The sequence below is a fragment of the Bradyrhizobium sp. CB3481 genome, from assembly GCF_029714305.1.
Classification (GTDB): domain Bacteria; phylum Pseudomonadota; class Alphaproteobacteria; order Rhizobiales; family Xanthobacteraceae; genus Bradyrhizobium.
In genome coordinates this window covers 5,980,742-5,999,321 of sequence record NZ_CP121647.1, presented here as the reverse complement: position 1 = coordinate 5,999,321, position 18,580 = coordinate 5,980,742, and the positions used below count along the sequence as shown (strand labels likewise).

The 18,580-nt window shown below is 65.4% G+C and carries 12 protein-coding genes; 7 read left to right on the top strand and 5 right to left on the bottom strand.

Going from position 1 to position 18,580, the window contains the following annotated elements; genetic code table 11:
* Positions 1–13 precede the first annotated feature (13 nt).
* The 3 genes from QA643_RS29325 to QA643_RS29315 are packed head-to-tail and all read left to right on the top strand — an operon-like array spanning position 14 to position 2,291.
* Entirely contained in the window at positions 14–1,327 is a 1,314-nt protein-coding gene (locus QA643_RS29325; RefSeq protein WP_283034968.1) for an amidohydrolase family protein, read from the top strand.
* A gap of 29 nt (positions 1,328–1,356) precedes the next feature.
* On the top strand, positions 1,357–1,785 hold the full coding sequence (locus tag QA643_RS29320) for a universal stress protein (RefSeq protein WP_283029138.1): 429 nt from the start codon (positions 1,357–1,359) through the stop codon (positions 1,783–1,785).
* A 44-nt stretch (positions 1,786–1,829) separates the two neighbouring features.
* Positions 1,830–2,291, top strand: a complete 462-nt coding sequence (locus QA643_RS29315) for a universal stress protein (RefSeq protein ID WP_283029137.1) — start codon at positions 1,830–1,832, stop codon at positions 2,289–2,291.
* A gap of 24 nt (positions 2,292–2,315) precedes the next feature.
* Here the strand turns inward: QA643_RS29315 and QA643_RS29310 are convergent, their stop codons facing one another.
* A complete protein-coding gene (locus QA643_RS29310) occupies positions 2,316–3,257 on the bottom strand; it encodes a diacylglycerol kinase family protein (protein ID WP_283029136.1) in 942 nt (313 codons plus the stop codon).
* A gap of 156 nt (positions 3,258–3,413) precedes the next feature.
* On the bottom strand, positions 3,414–4,604 hold the full coding sequence (locus QA643_RS29305; protein WP_349253242.1) for a hypothetical protein: 1,191 nt from the start codon (positions 4,602–4,604) through the stop codon (positions 3,414–3,416).
* A 235-nt stretch (positions 4,605–4,839) separates the two neighbouring features.
* On the opposite strand from QA643_RS29305, the gene QA643_RS29300 reads away from it, so the two are divergent.
* Complete coding sequence (locus QA643_RS29300; RefSeq protein ID WP_283029134.1) at positions 4,840–6,039, top strand: MFS transporter; 1,200 nt, start codon at positions 4,840–4,842, stop codon at positions 6,037–6,039.
* Here QA643_RS29300 and dgcA read toward each other — a convergent pair.
* Positions 6,009–7,004, bottom strand: a complete 996-nt coding sequence (gene dgcA, locus QA643_RS29295) for an N-acetyl-D-Glu racemase DgcA (RefSeq protein ID WP_283029133.1) — start codon at positions 7,002–7,004, stop codon at positions 6,009–6,011. The two genes, QA643_RS29300 and dgcA, sit on opposite strands and share 31 nt — an antisense overlap.
* 135 nt (positions 7,005–7,139) lie before the next feature.
* Between dgcA and QA643_RS29290 the strand changes: the two genes are divergently transcribed.
* From QA643_RS29290 to QA643_RS29280, 3 genes are all read left to right on the top strand, one after another.
* A complete protein-coding gene (locus QA643_RS29290) occupies positions 7,140–8,273 on the top strand; it encodes an ABC transporter permease (RefSeq protein WP_283034967.1) in 1,134 nt (377 codons plus the stop codon).
* A gap of 2 nt (positions 8,274–8,275) precedes the next feature.
* On the top strand, positions 8,276–9,046 hold the full coding sequence (locus tag QA643_RS29285) for an ABC transporter ATP-binding protein (protein ID WP_283029132.1): 771 nt from the start codon (positions 8,276–8,278) through the stop codon (positions 9,044–9,046).
* 166 nt (positions 9,047–9,212) lie between these two features.
* Positions 9,213–10,115, top strand: coding sequence for an MlaD family protein (locus tag QA643_RS29280; protein WP_283029131.1), 903 nt, complete (start codon positions 9,213–9,215; stop codon positions 10,113–10,115).
* Positions 10,116–10,140: 25 nt separating this feature from the next.
* Here QA643_RS29280 and QA643_RS29275 read toward each other — a convergent pair whose 3' ends face one another.
* Together QA643_RS29275 and QA643_RS29270 are read right to left on the bottom strand one after the other, a co-directional pair.
* The gene (locus tag QA643_RS29275; RefSeq protein WP_283029130.1) at positions 10,141–12,804 is read right to left on the bottom strand and encodes an EAL domain-containing protein; all 2,664 of its coding nucleotides are present in this window, start codon (positions 12,802–12,804) and stop codon (positions 10,141–10,143) included.
* A gap of 264 nt (positions 12,805–13,068) precedes the next feature.
* Entirely contained in the window at positions 13,069–18,396 is a 5,328-nt protein-coding gene (locus QA643_RS29270) for a negative regulator of septation ring formation (protein WP_283029129.1), read from the bottom strand.
* Positions 18,397–18,580: the final 184 nt, after the last annotated feature.

Here is an 18,580-nt window from a genome sequence, read left to right as displayed (position 1 = left end):
CGCGTTGGGCCTGATGGCGGCGCCGTTCTCGGCGCAAGCGCAGCAAGGTGCGGCCGTGTTGTTTCAGAACGTCCGCATCTTCGATGGAAAGAGCGCTGCGCTTTCCGCGCCATCCAATGTCCTCGTCAAAGGCAACAAGATCGAGAAGATCTCTCCTGCGACGACGACAAGCGATACCGGGCAAACGGTCGTGGTCGACGGCAGCGGACGCGTGCTGATGCCCGGCCTGATCGACGTGCACTGGCATGCGATGCTGATCCGCCCGACGCCCGCGGTCGCGATTGCGGGCGACATCGGTTACAACAATCTTCTCGCGGCCGCGGAAGCGACGGATACCCTGATGCGGGGCTTCACCACCGTTCGTGACGTCGGTGGGCCGGCCTTTGGACTCAAGCAAGCCATTGACGAGGGCGTCGTCGCCGGCCCGCGCATCTACCCGTCGGGCGCCATGATCACGGTCACCAGCGGCCATGGCGACTTCCGGCAGCTTTCCGATCTGCCGCGGACGATCGGCGGCATGCTCACGCGCATGGAGCAGGTCGGCGGTGCCATGGTTGCCGACAGTCCTGATGAGGTGCGCGTGCGCGTGCGCGAGCAGCTGATGCAGGGCGCGTCGCAGGTCAAGTTGACGGCGGGCGGCGGCGTGTCATCGCCCTTCAGCCCGATCGACGCCGTCACCTTCACCGGGCCCGAAATGCGAGCCGCGGTCGAAGCGGCTGAGAATTGGGGCACCTATGTCGTCGCGCATGCCTTTACGCCGGCCGCGATCCAGCTGGCGATTGCCGCGGGCGTGAAGTGCATCGAGCATGGATTCCTGATGGACGAGGCAACCGCGAAGCTGATCGCCGAGAAGGGCGTTTGGCTGAGCTTGCAGCCGCTCCCCGAGGAGATGAGGACGGGCCTTCCCGAGGGTTCGGTTCAGCGCGCCAAGGCGGATGAGGTCTGGCCCGGCATCGGCAGGACCTACGAATTTGCGAAGAAGTACAAGCTCAAGACGGCGTGGGGCACCGACGTTCTGTTCTCCGCTGCGCTGGCCCGGCGTCAGGGGGCCATTCTGGCCTCGCTGGTCCGCTGGTACACGCCCGCCGAAGCACTCGCCATGGCGACCGGGACGAACGCCGAATTGCTGGCGCTGTCCGGCAAGCGCAATCCCTATCCGGGCAAGCTCGGCGTGGTGGAAGAGGGCGCGCTGGCCGACCTCTTGCTGGTCGACGGCAATCCGATCGAGAACATCAGGCTGATCGAGGACCCGGCGAAGAATTTTCTCGTCATCATGAAGGACGGGAAGATTCATAAGAATCTGGTTGCAGGCAGCAAGCCGAACTAGGGGCGCGGATTCATGACGGGAGCTGAAGCATGTACCGGCATATTCTCATTCCGACAGATGGGTCCGAGCTGTCGGAGCGTGGGGTGACGCACGGGTTGGCGCTGGCGAAATCGCTTGGCGCCAAGGTTTCTGTCATCTTCGTTGTGGAGCCGTTTTCAGAACTGACAGGACGAATGCTTGAGGCCGTCGCAACCTATGCCGAGCTGCGCAAGGAGCAGGCCGCAAGCGTTTTGGACCACGCGGCAAATGCGGCCAGGAACGCCGGTGTTCCCTGCGAGACGATTCAGGCGGAGAGCGAGCAACCCTATCAAGCCATCATCGCGGCAGCCGCGGACAAGGGCTGCGATCTCATCGTCATGTCATCGCATGGCCGCAGCGGACTTTCCATGTTGCTGATCGGCAGTGTGACAAACAAGGTACTGACGCAGGCGAAAACTCCGGTGTTGGTTTGTCAGTGAATGGGCAGGGCGGGAAATGTTCGACGAACACGGGAGCCCTCAAAATGTACGCCAGCATTCTCTTGAGCACGGATGGGTCGGATGTCGCGAGACAAGGCGTCAAGCATGGGATGGCGCTGGCAAAGGCCTTGAATGCGAACGCGACCGTTATCACCGTAACGGAACCGCTGCCGATCTACTATGGCAGCGGACATGCTTCGGGATGGATGCCCTCCCAGGAAGAGTTTGATCGCTTTGATGCAGCCTGTAAGGAACAGGCGGGCAAACTGCTCGATGAAGCTCGGGCGATGGCGGAGGAGATTGGGATATCCGCGGAATTCTTGCATGTACCAAACGCGCACCCGGCCACTGCGATTATCGAAACAGCAAAGTCCAGAGGCTGCGACCTGATTGTCATGGCCTCGCACGGGCGTCGCGGCCTCAGGAAGCTGATACTGGGGAGTCAAACATCGGAGGTCCTGGTGGACGGGAGCGTGCCGGTACTGGTGGTACATCCGCAGACATAAGTGAGGTGCGACTAAAACGCCGCCCTACACTCGATTGACCGCCGCCACCTTGAGGTGGAACGGCAGCATCGTCACCGACATCGGCAGTCGCCCGATGCTTTCGCCGTCGACGTCGGCGCGCACCATGGTGTCGCTGTCGATGCTGATCCGGCTAGCGTGGCGCCGGGACACCTTGGGATGCGCCAGATAGCTGCCGTCGCCGAGTCTGGGGACGATCTGGGTCAGGGCCTCCCAGTGCCCGAGATCGCCGACCATGATCAGGTCGAGCTTGCGGTCGGCGGAATCTGCGCCCGGCGCGAGCATCAGGCCTTCGCCTGCGCCGTCGAAGCTGCACAGCATCAGCGACCACATCTGCAGGTGCTGCTCCGCCTCGTCGTCAATCCTGATGCGGTAGGCGCGCGGGTTGTAGGTCAGCGAGGTGAACGCCGTCATCAGGACGTAGCTGAGCGGACCGAGCCGCTTCAACAGCGGCACGCGTTGCGCGCGCCAGGAAATCGTGGCGGCGGCGCCGACAATCGCAAGCACGAAGCCATAACGCGTCACCTGGCCGCCGCCATAACCCCTGGCATCGGCGCGGAACACGTCGACGTTCCGCGTGTGGCCCATGGCGATCGCCTTGCAGGCCTCGCCGAGCGAGAGCTGTCCGAACGAGCGGCAGAGTTCATTCGACGTGCCGCCCGGCACTTGCGCCAGCACGAGATCGGGTGCGATCGGGCGGTCGTCCACGATCACGCCGTTCATCATCTCGCTGAACGTGCCGTCGCCGCCAACGGAGATCAGGCGCTGGTAACCGTCGCCGACGGCCTCCCGCGCCAGCGCCGTTGCGTGATTGGGTGCGCGGGTCATGGCGACGTCCACACCGCTGACCGGGCCGAGATGTTTTTCCAGTTCGGCCAGTATCTGAGGCCAGCGTTTGCCGCAGTTACCCTTGTTCGCCATCGGATTGACGATGATCCTGGTTTTCACGGCGATCTCCGCTTGCGAAGACGATCGTGCCAGCTTGATCTTGCCGGAGAGGCGAAGCAACCGGAAAGCGAACTATTCGCAGGTGCAACAAATGCTGCAGGCGCGTTCTGCAAGCCGCTGGTCAAGCCGCAGCCAGCGTCGCTTGCGATGCGTTGCTTACGAAAAGAACGCGAGCTTCTCGGCCTGGCTCATGCGCCGAATCGGCGCCAGCGGATCGTTCGCGGCGAGGATCGGCTTGCGCACGACACCGGTCGCGATGAGGGTCGAACCGAGCGATACTTCCACGGCCGGCGTCGGTGCGGCGGCCGGCGGGGGCGGCGGTTGAACCACCTGTTGAACGGGTGGCGGTGCCGGCGGAGCGGCCGGTTCAGGCGCTTCGGCGACGATCTTGGGCGCGGTCGGCGCGGGCTCCTCCGCGCGGGCCTGCTGGGCGGCCGCTTCGGCGATCTCGACGTCGTTGATCGGATCGGGCGCGCCCATTTCCATGGCGATGATGTCGAGGACCGCTTCGTCCTGCGCATCGGCGCGCTGGGCAGCATTTTCCTGGACGGCGTCGTCCTGCACCTCGACGTCTTGAGCAGCAAGGGCATCTTGAGCGGCAAGGTCTTGAGCGGCAATGTCTTGAGCAGCAAGCGCCTGGGCCACGGCCTGTTCGGCAGCGGCTTCCACGGCCGCGGCTTTCTCGGCTGCAGCAGGCTCAATGGAAAGTTCGGGAGCGGGCGGTGTCTCCGCTTCCATCAGCACCGCTTCCGCTGCGGGAGCAGCCATCGGGGCGAAGGGTCCCTCGGCAGCTTCCTTGGCCGCTTCCGAGACGGCTTCAACGGCCTCCGCCGGCATCTCCTGCATGGCCGGGAAGGGCATCGCGTCGGGGTCGAGCGCGGGCGGCGTGTCGTCGCCGAATTCCACCAGCCGGCCTTGAAGGGCGGCAAAGGCGGCGCGGAGCGCTATCCGCGCCTCTTCGGAGGAAAACTGCTCGGTGCCTCGCTCGATTACCGTGACCTGCGAATCGATCAGGTCGCAGATCCGCCCGTCATTGCCGATTTCGCGCAGCCGCCAGGCGATTTCCCGCAGCACGCGCGCGCCCTTGCGGACCGGCGCCAGCCGCTGCTCCAGCGCGAGGCTGTCGATCGCTTCGACCGCCGATTCCTCGGCGGCATCGACCGCGCCACGGATGGCGTCGAGCGCCTCGGTCAGCCGCACCTGCGCCACTGCAGCTGCGGCGACGGCCTCCGCCGCCTGCTGCGCCGAAAGGCCTTCTTCCCGTTGCAGAGCTGCTTCCCGCTGCAGGGTTTCCTCCCGCTGGGCGGAAAGGCTTTCCTCGATCCGCGCCACCGCATCCAGCACCATGCGTGTGTCGGCATTGCGGTTGCGTTTGGCGTATTCGGTCAGGAACCAGCGGCCGCGCGAAGTTTCCATGAAAGCTTCGGCGATGGCAGCATAATCCTCCTCGCTCGGCAGCGTGGCGCGTGCTGAGATCGGCGAAAGGGCGAATGCTTCGTCGGCCATGTCAAACTCTTCGCGCAAATCAGCGCGCCTTGCGATAACGAAACAACACGATATTGCCCGAATCGCAATTGAATTGATGCCAAGCGAATCACAATTCCCCACAGCTTCTCAAGATGCACCCCGGCGTTTTGCGACCGGGGTGGCGCTGTTTTACGCCACGCTGTTCGGCATGACCGGCACCCACCTGCCGTTTTTCACGGTATGGTTGAAGGCGGTCGGTATCGATGCGTTTTGGATAGGTCTGATCACCGCCGTTCCCCCGGTGACCCGGTTCACGGCGCTTCCGCTGGTGACGGGCTTTGCCGAACGCCGTCAGGCCCTGCGTGGGGCCATCATCGTCACCTCGTTTGCCACGGCGCTCGGCTTTTTCGCGCTGGGCACCCAGCATCTGCCGCTGCTGGTGTTCCTGATCTACGCGCTGACCTGCTGCCTGTGGACGCCGATGGTGCCGCTCACGGACGCCTATGCCCTGCGCGGGGTAAAGCGCTACGGTCTTAATTACGGCCCGCTGCGGCTCTGGGGCTCCGCCGCCTTCGTCCTTGGCGCGCTGGTCTGCGGCATGCTATTCGACCTCATCGCCGCAAAAAACCTGATCTGGATCATCGCCGGCTCGGCCGCGCTCGGGGCGCTCGCCAGCCTGGCGTTGCAGCCGCTGGACGATGCCGGGGCCGTTCGCCCGGTCACCGGGGACGCCGGCGCGCTGCTGCGTGACGGCGGCTTCCTCGCCATTATCGTGGGATCTGCACTGATCCAGGGAAGTCACGCTGCCTATTACATTTTCGCGTCGATTGCCTGGCAGCAGGCCGGCTTCGACGGGCTGACGATTGCGGTGTTGTGGGCGCTGGGGGTGATTGCCGAGATCGTGCTGTTTGCATTGTCGCCGCGGTTCAGCCTGCCGCCATCGACCCTGGTGGTGATCGCGGCCGTGAGCGCCGCCGTGCGCTGGGTGCTGATGGCGCAGGACCTGCCGCTCGCCATTCTCGCGATCGTCCAGCTCGCGCATGCGCTGAGTTTTGGCCTGACCCAGGTCGGCATCATGGGGTTGATGCTGCACCATGTGCCCGGCCATGTGATGGCGCGCGGGCAGGGCTATCTGACGGCCTGCGGCGGCATCGTCGCCGGCCTCGCATCGGTGGCCTCAGGTACGATCTATGGCAGCTGGGGACAGGGCATCTATTATGTGATGGCGGCGATGGCCGCGCTCGGCGGGCTCGTCATCTTTCTGGCGCGGGATCGCCTGTCGCGTCAGCCCCACAAGCCGGCTTCCGGCGGATAGACCAGGCTGCCGTCGTAGCGCAGGCCGCCGTCGCGGTCGCGCGCCAGCAGCAGCGGGCCGTCGAGATCGACGAACCGCGCCTGTGGTGCCAGCAGCATGGCCGGCGCCATCGCCAGCGAGGTCGCCACCATGCAGCCGATCATGATCTCGAAGCCGAGCGCCTGCGCGGCATCCGCCATGGCGAGCGCCTCCGTCAAACCACCGGTCTTGTCGAGCTTGATGTTGACGGCGTCGTAACGCGGGCGAAGGCCCTGCAATGAAGTGCGGTCGTGCACGCTTTCGTCGGCGCAGACCGCAATCGGCCGCCTGATGCGCGCCAGGGCTTCGTCGCGCCCGGCCGGCAGCGGCTGCTCGACTAGCGTGACCCCGGCATCGGCGCAGGCTGCCAAGTTGAATTCGAGATTGTCAGGCGTCCAGGCCTCGTTCGCATCGACGATCAGTTCGGATTCGGGGGCCGCCTTCCTCACCGCCGCGATCCGCGCGTCATCGCCGTCGCCGCCGAGCTTGATCTTCAGCAGCGGCCGGTGCGCTGCCTTGGCGGTGGCGGCCGCCATTGCTTTCGGCGTGCCGAGCGAAATCGTGAAAGCCGTCGTGCAGGGGCGCGGCGCGGGCCGGCCGAGCAGGCTCCAGGCGCGCCGGCCGGAACTCTTGGCCTCGAAGTCGAGAAGCGCGCAGTCCAGCGCGTTGCGGGCGGCGCCTGCCGGCATCGCCGCCTGCAGGGCCGTGCGGTCCAAGCCTCGGGCGAGCGGTTCCTGCATCGCTTCGAGGGCGGCCAACGTCGCTTCCGGGGTCTCGCCATAGCGCGGGTAGGGCACGCTTTCGCCGTGACCCATGAGGTCGTCCTGACCGATCGTAACCACGACGGTGACGGCCTCGGTTTTGGCGCCGCGGCTGATGGTGAAGGCACCCGCGATCGGCCAGTGTTCGATGCTGACGGCCAACTTTCGAGATGGACTGGAAGTCATTTTAAAATCTGGCGAATTTTGTGAACCTAAGCTTGCCCGTAGCTACCAACTATGGCTGGTTAGGGACGGATTCGACAAGGCAGTATGGCGGCGGAACCCAAGCGGGTTGGCATACTCGCCGAGGGGTGGGCAATTGTGAACGGCGACCCGACATTGGAGCGGATAGCCAGGGGCAACGCGCTGGCGCTGTGCGCGGCCGGCCCGTGGACGGCCCGCTTTGCGCCGGTGCTGGAGCGCATGGTGGCCGACGCCGAGCGGCTGCGCGGCACCAGGCCCGACATCTTCATCGACGTCTCGCAGGTCTCGAAGCTCGATACGTTCGGCGCCTGGCTGATCGAGCGGCTGCGCCGCAGCCTGACGCACGGCGGCGTCGAGACGGAGATCGCCGGCTTATCGGCCAATTATTCCAGCCTGGTCGACGAGGTGCGCCGCGTGAAGGTGGAGCCGGTTGTCGAAGCCGACCGGGTTACGATCACGGGTATGCTGGAGCAGATCGGCCGCGCCGTGGCCGGCATCGGCGGCACCTTGATCGGGCTGATCGACATGCTCGGCGCGGTGCTATCAGCGACCGGCCATATTCTCATTCGTCCGCGCCGCTTCCGCCTGACCTCGACCATCCATCATTTGGAGCAGGTGTGCTGGCGCGCGGTGCCGATCGTGGTGCTGATCACCTTCCTGATCGGCTGCATCATCTCGCAGCAGGGTATCTTCCACTTCCGCAAATTCGGCGCCGACATCTTCGTGGTCGATATGCTGGGCGTCCTGGTGCTGCGCGAGATCGGCGTGCTCTTGGTCGCGATCATGGTCGCCGGGCGTTCCGGCTCGGCCTACACCGCCGAACTCGGCTCGATGAAGATGCGCGAGGAGATCGACGCGCTGCGCACCATGGGGTTCGATCCGATCGAGGTGCTGATCCTGCCGCGGATGCTGGCGCTGGTATTGGCGCTGCCGATCCTGGCGTTCCTCGGCGCGATGGCCGCGCTTTACGGCGGCGGGCTGGTCGCCTGGCTCTATGGCGGGGTCGAGCCCGAAGCCTTCCTGCTGCGGCTGCGCGATGCCATCTCGATCGATCATTTCGTCGTCGGCCTCGTCAAGGCGCCGGTGATGGCCGCGGTGATCGGCATCGTCGCCTGCGTCGAAGGCCTTGCCGTGCAGGGCAGCGCCGAGTCGCTCGGCCAGCACACGACATCCTCGGTCGTGAAGGGAATCTTCTTCGTGATCGTGATGGACGGCGTGTTCGCGATCTTCTTCGCCTCGATCGGAATGTGACCATGGCGGGTGAGATTTCCGACGCCATCATCCGTGTCAGGGACATCACCGTGCAGTTCGGCAAGACGCGGGTGCTTGACGGGCTCAATCTTGACGTCAAGCGCGGCGAAATTCTCGGCTTTGTCGGTCCATCCGGCGCTGGCAAGTCGGTGCTGACGCGTACCATCATCGGGCTCGTGCCCAAGATCGCCGGACGCATCGAGGTGTTCGGCGTCGATCTCGATGCGGCAAGCAGCGCGGAACGGCGCGGCGTCGAGCGCCGCTGGGGCATCCTGTTTCAGCAGGGCGCGTTGTTCTCCTCGCTCACGGTGCGGCAGAACATCCAGTTTCCGGTGCGCGAATATCTCAAGGTCTCGCAGCGGCTGCTCGACGAGATCATGGTCGCCAAGCTCGGCATGGTCGGCCTGCGGCCCGAAGTCGCGGACCGCTATCCGTCCGAGCTCTCGGGCGGCATGATCAAGCGCGTCGCGCTGGCGCGTGCGCTCGCCCTCGATCCCGAGCTGGTATTTCTGGACGAGCCGACCTCGGGGCTGGATCCGATCGGCGCCGGGGATTTCGACGAGCTGGTGCGCACCCTGCAGCGCACTTTGGGCCTGACGGTTTTCATGGTAACCCATGATCTCGACAGCCTTTATACGGCCTGCGACCGTATCGCGGTTTTAGGGAACGGTAAGATCATTGCAGCAGGTTCGATTGCGGACATGCAGGCCTCGCAGCACCCCTGGCTGAAGCAATATTTTCACGGCAAGCGCGCCCGCGCGGTGATGGGCTAAAGCATGATCCGGAAAAGTGGATACCGGTTTTCCGACGAGATCATGCTCAAATCAATGACCCGCAAAAGTGTGATCGGTTTTCGGACCGGATCGTGCTCAAACATGAGATAATGACGGGTCCGGCGGCGATGCCGGACTGGACCCAGATTTCGGAGTACCTTGAGTTATGGAAACGCGGGCGAATTACGTCCTGATCGGGGCCTTCACGTTGGCGGTGATCGCCGCCGCGTTCGGCTTTGTGCTGTGGTTTCAGAGCCTGCATACCACCAAGCTGCGCAGCCCGATCCGCATCGTCTTCGAAGGGCCGGCATCGGGCCTGCGCAACGGCGGCAGCGTCAACTTTAACGGTATCAGAATAGGGGAGGTTGTCTCGGTCAAGCTCGACAACCCACGGCGGGTGGTCGCGCTGGCGATGGTCGAGAACAGCGCGCCGATCCGCAAGGACACGCTCGTCGGCCTCGAATTCCAGGGCCTGACCGGCGTTGCGGCGATCTCACTGAAGGGCGGCGAGGAAAACGCAGCTGCCGTACCGCTCGACGAGGACGGCGTGCCGATGCTAACCGCCGACCCGAGCGCGCTGCAGGACGTGACAGAATCCATCCGCGCCACGCTGCAGAACGTCAACCGGCTGGTTGCCGAGAATCAGGAATCGGTGAAGAACTCGCTGCGAAATCTCGAGACCTTCACGGGAGCGCTGGCGCGCAACTCCGAAAAGATCGACAACGTGATGCTCAGGGTCGACGGTGTGATGGGCAAGGCCGACAGCCTGATGCTCGGGCTGAACACGATCGCCGGCGGCGCCGCCGGCGGCGAATTGAATCTCATGGTTAAGTCGATCCGCGACCTGGCCGAGGATTTCGACAAACGGTCGGGCGCGCTGATGGCCGATGGCCGCCGCACCCTGTCCGACATCAGCCGCGCCGTGAACAATTTTGACCGCAACCCGAGCCGCGTGATCTTCGGCGGCAGCAACAACCCTCCACCGGTCGAGGCAACGGCTGCGACCCCGCCCAGGGGCGCGAACGCATCGGCGCCGCCGAAGCCGCCGAACGGTCAGAAGCGGCAGTAGTAGGAAGCGCCGGCCTATCGGACGGTCAGCTCGCCGTCTTGAGGCGCGAGCCGCCGTCGGTCTTCATGTGCTCGGCATACAGCTCGGCCCGGTGCGGGCGTCCGATCAGATAGCCCTGCATGTCGTCGCATCGCTCGCGCATCAATATCGCGAGCTGTTCATTGGTTTCGACGCCCTCGGCCAGAACCGGAACGTTGAGTCCGTGGGCAAGCCCGATCACGGCGCGCACGATCGACAGCGAGCGGGCGCTGGAGCCCAGCGCCGCGACGAAGGAGCGGTCGATCTTGATGCGGTCGAGCGGGAACGCCTGCAGATAGGACAATGACGAGTAGCCGGTGCCGAAATCGTCGAGCGCGATCATGACGCCGAGCGATTTGAGGGATTTCAGGGTCTGGCTGGCGCGCGAGATGTCCTCGATCAGGACGCCTTCGGTGATCTCCAGTTCGAGCCGGGACGGCGACAGGCCGCTCTCGCGTAGCGCCCTGCGAACCTGATGCTCGAGATTTTCCCGGCGGAACTGGGCGGCTGAGACGTTCACCGCCATGCGCACGGTCTCGTCCCACGATGCGGCGTGCCGGCACGCTTCCATCAAAACCCATTCGTCGATTTTCGCGATCGAGCCGCTTTCCTCGGCGACCGGGATGAAGTCGCCGGGCATCACCAGGCCGCGCAGCGGATGCTGCCAGCGCACCAGCGCCTCGAACCCGCATATCTTGCCGTCGCGATGACGTTGCGGCTGAAACTCCAGATACAGCTCGTTGTTCTCGACGGCCGAACGCAGATCGTGCTCCATGGCGCGGCGATCCCGCAACTGCCGGTCCATCGCGCGGGTAAAGATCCGCGTCACGCCGCGCCCTTCCTTCTTGGCGCGGTAGAGCGCCGCATCCGCGTTGGCCAGCACCGAGGCGGCATTGTCGCCATCGCGGGGGTAGAGCGCCACGCCGATGCTGAGGTCGATATCGAGCGCGCGGCCGTCGACTTCGATCGGGTGCCTCAAGGCCTCGCGCATTCGGCTGGCCACCAGCTCGGCGGCGCCGGGCAGGGGCACCTGCTCGGTGATGGCGATGAATTCGTCGCCGCCCACGCGCGCGAGGTAGGCGTCCTGGCAGGCCTGGCGCAGCCGCCGGCCGGCTTCCCGCAGCACGGCGTCGCCGGTGGAATGCCCGAACAGGTCGTTGACTTCCTTGAAGCGATCCAGATCGATGCAAAGCACGGCGAAGCTGGCGCCGGCCTCGGCCGAATGCTGCATCAGCATCGAGAGACGCGCGTCGAACGCGGCGCGGTTGGGCAGATCGGTCAGGAGATCGTGCGAGGCCAGGTAGCGGATCTGCTGCTCGGCGCGGTTGCGCTCGGTGACGTCGAACGCCACCGAAACAAGCCCGGCTTTGCCTTGATACGGCAGCGGCCGCGATTCAATCAGGACCTCGATTCGATCGCCGCGGGACGTCTTGTGGATCACGGATTCCTGCGGTGACCGGGCTGGCTGCGCCACGGAGCGGCCGTACGCGCCGAGATCATGCTCGGACATCGAAAGCAGCTCCTCGCGCGGATAGCCGTAATGGCGGCACATCGCGGCGTTGACCGCCAGCAGCCGCCGCGTCGCCGCATCGGCCACCCACATCGGCAGCGGGTTTTCTTCGAACAGCAGGCGGAACGAGGCTTCGCTGCGTTTCAGGTCGGTGATGTCGATGCGGATTCCGATGCTGCCGCCGTCGGCGGTGCGGCGCTCCTCGATGCGCGCCCATTTGTCGCCCGGCAATTGCTGCTCGTGGGAGCTTTGCGGCATGGTGTGGCGCGCCATGCGCTGCCCCAGCCATTCCTCCTCCCGTCCGACCGCATCGGCATATTGCTGATGCTTGAGGCCGGCACGAAGAATGTCCTCGAAGCGCGCGCCGTGAACGATGGCGGTCGCGTTCGAAGCATAGAGCCTCGGATATTGCCGGTTCCACAGCACCAGCCGGTCATCCTTGTCGAAGATCGCCAGGCCTTCGGGCACGACATCCAGCGCTTCCGTCAGATAGGTGTGCGCAGCACGGGCCCGCTCGGCCTCCTCGGCAACCTTGGCCTGGGTTTCGATCAGGCGGACGAAATTGCCGAAATTCGTGTTGATCATCCGGACGAACAGCACCAGCAGCAGGCCGAGGTTGATGCCGATGCAAACCAGAAGCGGCTCGCCGGACGCGAGCAGGCGCAGTGCGAGCGGCAGCCCCGCAATGAACAAACACAAGCGCGACGCGGCCGGGAAGATGCCGAGACAATAAGCGGCGCCGATGCAGCCCATGAAGACGAGAAGCGAGATCGGCGCGCGAAGCGCGGGATCCACGGCTTCGATCAGCGCCAAGGTCCAGATCAGAAAGCCTGCGGGCAGGGCGGCGGAAAGAATCCGCATCCGCGCCAAAAAGCGATAGGAATCTTCCGGTGAGAGCTGCACCCCGCGCATCCTGATCCACTGGATCATCCGGATGACGCTGACGGTCAGAAGCACCCCGGGCACCGCAAATCTCAGCCAAGGATCGACAGACGAGGGCAGGACAAAGCCGACGCTGACGGCGTCGAGCAGGATCACGGCATAGAGAATCGGAATCTGGTTGGTGAGGATGCGGAACTGCTCGCTCACGAGCGCGCGGCCGTGCGGTGTCGTGCATTCGCCGACGGCGAGCAAGTCCCACGCCCTGCTGGTCAAGTTCATGCCATCTCGTCCCGTCACGGGGCGGAAAGCTAATCCTCAAATCAAGAATCTCTCGTAAAAACTCTTGGTAGCAATGAAGCTAACGGATGCGAAACGCGTGTTCCCTGGCGCGATACATGTCGGAATCCGGCAAATTCGGGCCTGCATGATGCCGCGAATACCGTGGTTCTACGGAGGGGCGGTTCACCGAATATCTTTCGCGCTTAAAAGAAAAACGGAGGCATCGCTGCCTCCGTTTTCCATTTCCGCAATCGATCCGGGGCGTTACCCCAGGCGGCCTGCCGCATGGGCGAGCAGGGTGTAGACGAGGCCGGTCTCGGAGGTGAGGTGGCCGCGTAGCGCCTGCGGTCCACGGTCCTCGCGCGCGACTTCGTCGAGCAGCCGTTCGAACTCCGCGATGTAGCGGTCGACCGTCTGCTTGAAGCTGCGATCGGCGCGGTACTTGCGCGAGACTTCGTCGAACGCCTTCTGGCCCGCCGGCGTGTAGAGGCGCTTGGTGAACGCTTTGCTCTCGCCGCGCTGGTAGCGATCCCACATCTCGGCGGCGAGGTTGCGGTCCATCAGCCGGCCGATGTCGAGCGACAGCGACTCCAGCGGATTGGCCGCGGGCTGCGGTGCGCGGCCGCGCGGAGGAGGCTGCCCGGCGCCGGCATCGGTGCGATGGAGCAGGTCGGATAGCCATCCGTCGCGTCCGGAATCCTGGCTCACCGGGCTGACGGGCGGCGCTTCGGCGCGGCGCGGCGCCGGCATGCCGAGATCCGGCGGCGGCAGGGTCGATGCACTGCCGACATCGCGCATGCGCACCTCGTTGCGGGCGTTGGCGGCCGCCATCACGGGCTCGTCCTGACGCTGCGCGGCGCCGCGGCCCGAGGTCACGACGTCGAGGCCGCGGCCGTGATGGGCGACGATCCGGTTGAGCTCGGCAAGTGCCTCTATCTGGTCGACGATCACCTTGCGCATCTGCGCGGTGTTGTCGGCGGCCTCCTGCGGCATTTCGAGCACGCCACGGCGCAGCTCGTTGCGCGTCGCCTCGAGCTCGTTGTGCATCTCGGCCGCCATCTGCTTCATGGCCTGCACCATCTCGCCGAACTTCTCGGTCGACTGCTTGAACATCGCATCCGTTTCCTGGGTGCTCTGCTGGTACAGGTCGTTCATCGCATCGAGGGTCTGCTGCCGCTCGTTCTCGGCCGCGGTGCGCACCGCCTCGAACTGGCGGCTGATCGCAGCCGATCCGGCACCGGCGGTTTCCGCGACCACGCGTGCGATGTCGCGGGCGCGCTCTTCGGCCGCGGCGAGCGATTCGTCGAGCAGGCCGGTGAAGCGCGACAGGCGCTGGTCGAGGTCGGTGGTACGCAGGTCGATGGTGGTCACGAGCGATTCGAGCTGCGACTTGCGATCGGCGACCGAAGCCGTGGTGGAGCGGTTGGCCTGTTCGACCACGCCGGCCGCGTCGATCAGCGCCTTGCCGTGCTTCTCGAACTCGCTCGACAGCGAGCCGAGATTTTCCAGCGCCTTCGAGGTCTTGTTGTTGAAGACGCTGAGCTGGTCTTCCAGCGTCTGCGTGGCAACGCCGTTGCGGGCAGTGACGTCGTTCATGGCGGAGACGAAGTCGGCGACGCGGGTCACCAGCGCGCGCTCCAGCGAGTTGAGGTTGTCGTGCGCGCCGGTCAGCACTTCCTGCAGCAGGATGTTGCCTTCACGGAGCCGCTCGAACAGGGCCACCGTGTCCGTGCGCAGAATCTTGCTGGTCTCCTGCATCTCGGTGACGGCGGCGATCGATACCTGGCGCGACTGGTCGATGGCCGAGCGCGAGGCCTGCTCGAGGTCCTTCAGCGATTTGGCTACCGCGCCGGTGGCGAGGTCGCCCGCAGAAGTGATCGTGCGCGCGACTTCTGAGCCGTGCGTCGCCATCGATTGCGAGAACGCCTGGCCGCGGGTCTCGATCGACTTCAGGGCGTCGGCGGTGACACGGTCGATATCGGTCGTCAGCTGGGTGGTCTTGCTGCCGAGCGCCTCGACCAGCGAGCCGCGGCGGCTGTCCACGATCTGCGCCAAGCGGTCGGTCTGCTGCTGAACATAGGTGACGATCTCGTCGGTCTTGCCGGTCATCGTCGAGCCGAAATTGCTGGTGGCGGCGAGCACCGAACGTTCGATATCGGCCGTGGTCGACTTGACCTTGGATGTGACCTCGTTGGTCACGGCGACCAGCGCGCCCTGCGCGTTCTGCGCGGTGGTCTGAATCGTGTCGGTCGTGGTCGCGGTGACGACGCCGAGCGAGCGCTCCATATCGGCGGCGATCGCCTTGATCTGGCTGGCGGCGTCGGCCGAGGTCGTGGCGAGCGAGCTGTGCGCTTCGCGCGCGGTGGTGAGGAGGGTGGCGGCGGTTTCGGAGCCGACGGCGGTCAGCGTGCGCTCGACGTCGATCGCCAGCGACTTGACGTGGTTGGCGGCTTCGGACGAGGCCGTGATCAGCGTGTTCTGCGCCTCGCGCGCCCCCGTCGTGATCGACTCGGCGGTGGCATTGCCGGCCATCGACAGCGACCGCTCGACGTCGGCGGTAAGCGACTTGACCTGGTTCGACGCCTCGGCCGACACGCTCATCAGGGTGCTTTGGGCCTCGCGGGCGCTCGCCGTGATCGCCTCGGCGGTGGCATTGCCGGCCATCGACAGCGACCGCTGCACGTCGGCTGCGAGCGACTTGACCTGATCGGCGGCTTCCGTGGAGGCGGCGACCAGCGTGCTCTGTGCGGCGCGGGCGCCTGCCGTGACGGCTTCGGCGGTCGCGGTGCCGGCGATCGACAGCGAACGCTCGACATCGGAGGCGAGCGACTTGACGTGGTTTGCCGCATCGGCGGACGCCGTCACCAGCGTGGTCTGCGCTTCGCGCGCACCGGCGAGAACCGACGCAGCTGTGGCATCGCCGGCCGCGGAGAGGGTGCGTTCGACGTCGGCGGCCAGCGACTTGACCTGCGCGGCCGCCTCTGATGAGGCCGACACCAGCGTGGTCTGGGCGTCGCGGCTGCTGGTCAGGATCGAGCTCGCCGCAGTCGTCCCGACCGCGACGAGCGCGGCCTCGACTTCGGCCGACGTCAGTTTCAGCTGCGCGCCGACATCGGAGGAGACCGTCAGCAGCGCCTGCTGCGCGGTGCGCGCGCCGGTCTGGATGGTCTCGCTGGTATTGACCACGAGGTTGGTCAGCGAACGCTCGGCGTCCTCGACATGCGACTTGATCGTGGACGACAGTATTTCGGCGCGCGACATCATGTCTTCGCTGGCCTGCCGGCCGCTGCTTTCGATGCGGCCCGCCACCGCCTCGATGCGCGAACCGAGCAGATCCTCGAACTGCGCCACGCGGGCATCGATATCGGTGGCGATGCCGCCGACCCGGGTCTCGAGGCCGCTGGCAATGTCGCCGACGCGGCCTTCGAGACCGCTGGCGAAAGCGCCGACCTTAGTCTCGATGCTGCTGGCGATGTCGCCGACGCGCGTCTCGATGCCCTGATGGATTTCCTGGAACCGTGCCTGGATGGTGTCGGTCAGATAAGCGCTGCGGCCGTCGAGCGTTTCGGTGACGTTGGCAATGCGATGGTCGACCGCTGCAATCGCCTGCGCGGTGCCCTCGGTGAGCGAGGAGGTGAGGAGGGTGAGCCGCTGGTCGATCGACTGGATCGCCTGCGCGGCACCGTCGGTCAGCGAGCCGGTCAGCGTGCTGATGCGGCCGTCGATGGTCTCGGTGACGGATTTGGCGCGGGTGTCGAAAGTCGTTTCCAGCGATTTCAGGCGGCCGTCGACGGTTTCGTCGAACAGCCTGATCTTGGTGTCGAGCGAGGCGTCGAGATGGTCGACCCGGTTGCCGAGCGTGGTTTCGAACTGCAGCAGCCGCTGATCGAGCGAAGCGGTGATCTCGCCGCTGTTCGAGGTCAGGCGGGTATCGAACGTGTCGACGTAGTTCTTCAGGCTGTCGGCAATTTCCTGGGTCCGCGCGCCCATGCGCTCGACGATCTCGCCGCCGAACGTCTTGACGGTGCGGTCGAACTCCGAAATGTGGCGCGTGATCAGCGCGCCGAGCGTGCCGCTGTCGCGGGCGAATTTTTCCGCAAGCTCCGAGCCCTGGTTCTTCACCAACTCGTCGAACGCGCTCATCTGCAGCGCGAGGCCGTCATGCGCGTTTTCGGTCTGGCTGATCACCTTGGCGACCAGCGTGTTCACGGTCACGTCGAGCGCGTCGCTCGCCTTGTCGCCGGAGGTGAGGATGCGGCTGGCGAGGCGGTTGCCGGCCTCGTCGATCTTGTTGACGAGATCGCCGGAGCGCAGCTCGAGTTCGAGCAGGAGCGAGTCCGAAGAGTTCTTCAAGGAGTCGTGGACCTGCTCGGTGCGGTCGGAGATGCCGTCGACGATGGTCGAGGAGCGCTGCTCGAATTCGCTCGTGATGCGGTCGATGCGCTCGTTCAGCATTTCGTGGACGCGATCGGCGAGATCGACGAACTCGTCGTGGACGTGTCCGGTTTTGAAGTTGAGGCTGGTGGTCAGCCGCTCGGAAGCGTCGAGCACCGCGCGCGTGGTCTCGGCGCTGGCTTCCTCGAGGCGATCGAGCAGATCGCCGCCTCGCTCGCCGAGCGCGAGGATCATGTTGTCGCCGGCATGGCTGAGCGCGCTCGTGATGTGCTGGCCGCGCTCTTCCAGCGCGCCGGTGATGCTTTTTGCGACCTCGTCGACGCGCGAGGCGATCGCGTCCGAGATCAGCGCGATGTCGTGGCGCAGGTCGATCTGAACCCCGGAAATGGCGCTGCGCACCTGCTCGGCCTGGCCGACTAGGTTGTCGCGCTGATGGGCGATGTCCTGCAGCAGCGCGCGAATGCGCACCTCGTTATCAGTATAGGCGCGCTCGAGCGCGGCGACTTCATTCGCGACCAGCGTTTCCAGCTCGCCGGCGCGCGCGATGGCGCGCTCGACGCCGTCGCCCATCGCGGCGACTTCGCGGCGGATCGCCTGGCCGACGGTCACCATGGAATCGGCGGCTGCGCCTTCCGGCTCGGAGAAGCGGATGGCGACCTGCGCCATCGACTGCGCGATCATCCGCATTTCCTGGCCGCGCCAGGCGAGGCTGGCGAGGAAGTAGAACAGCAGCACCGGCGCGAAGAACAACGACGCAAGGCCGGCCAAGACCAGCACGCCGCCGCTTTGTCCGATCGCCGCCTGCAACGAGGGCAGGAACGCCGCGGTCAACAGCGCGCAGCCGACGATCCAGACGCCGCCGAAGATGCTGGCGAGCGTGTAGACGCTGCGGGCAGGGCGGTTCTTCTGGATGGCCTGCAGAATCTGTCCGATGGTTTCGCGATCGTCATTGGCGGCGCGACGGGGGCTGCGCGGCTCCTCGATCGAATCGAACACCGGACGGTCCGCGTTCGGGCGCGCATCGAACGGGGTTTCGGGAAAGGCGGGCGCGCCGGAGGGCATGCTTGGCGGGACGATTTCGCCGCCGATCGAATTTCGGCTGGGGTCAACGGCGGTGTCGCTGATGTTGAGCGCTTCCTGAATGGCAGACAGCGCAACTTCAGTGGGATCTTTGACCTTCTTCGGATTGTTCGCCATGTCAGTCCGAGCCCTCTTAACTACGCGTCTTAACTACGCGTCCAGCCGTTCTTGCAAGAAGCCCCCTGCAAGCTCGAAGCCGGATTCATACCCCCTGCGATGCAAGCGTACCCATCGGCGCAGCTTGTCCGCACACATCCGCCAACATCCTATTGGTTGACCGATACGAATGAAATGGCCGCGA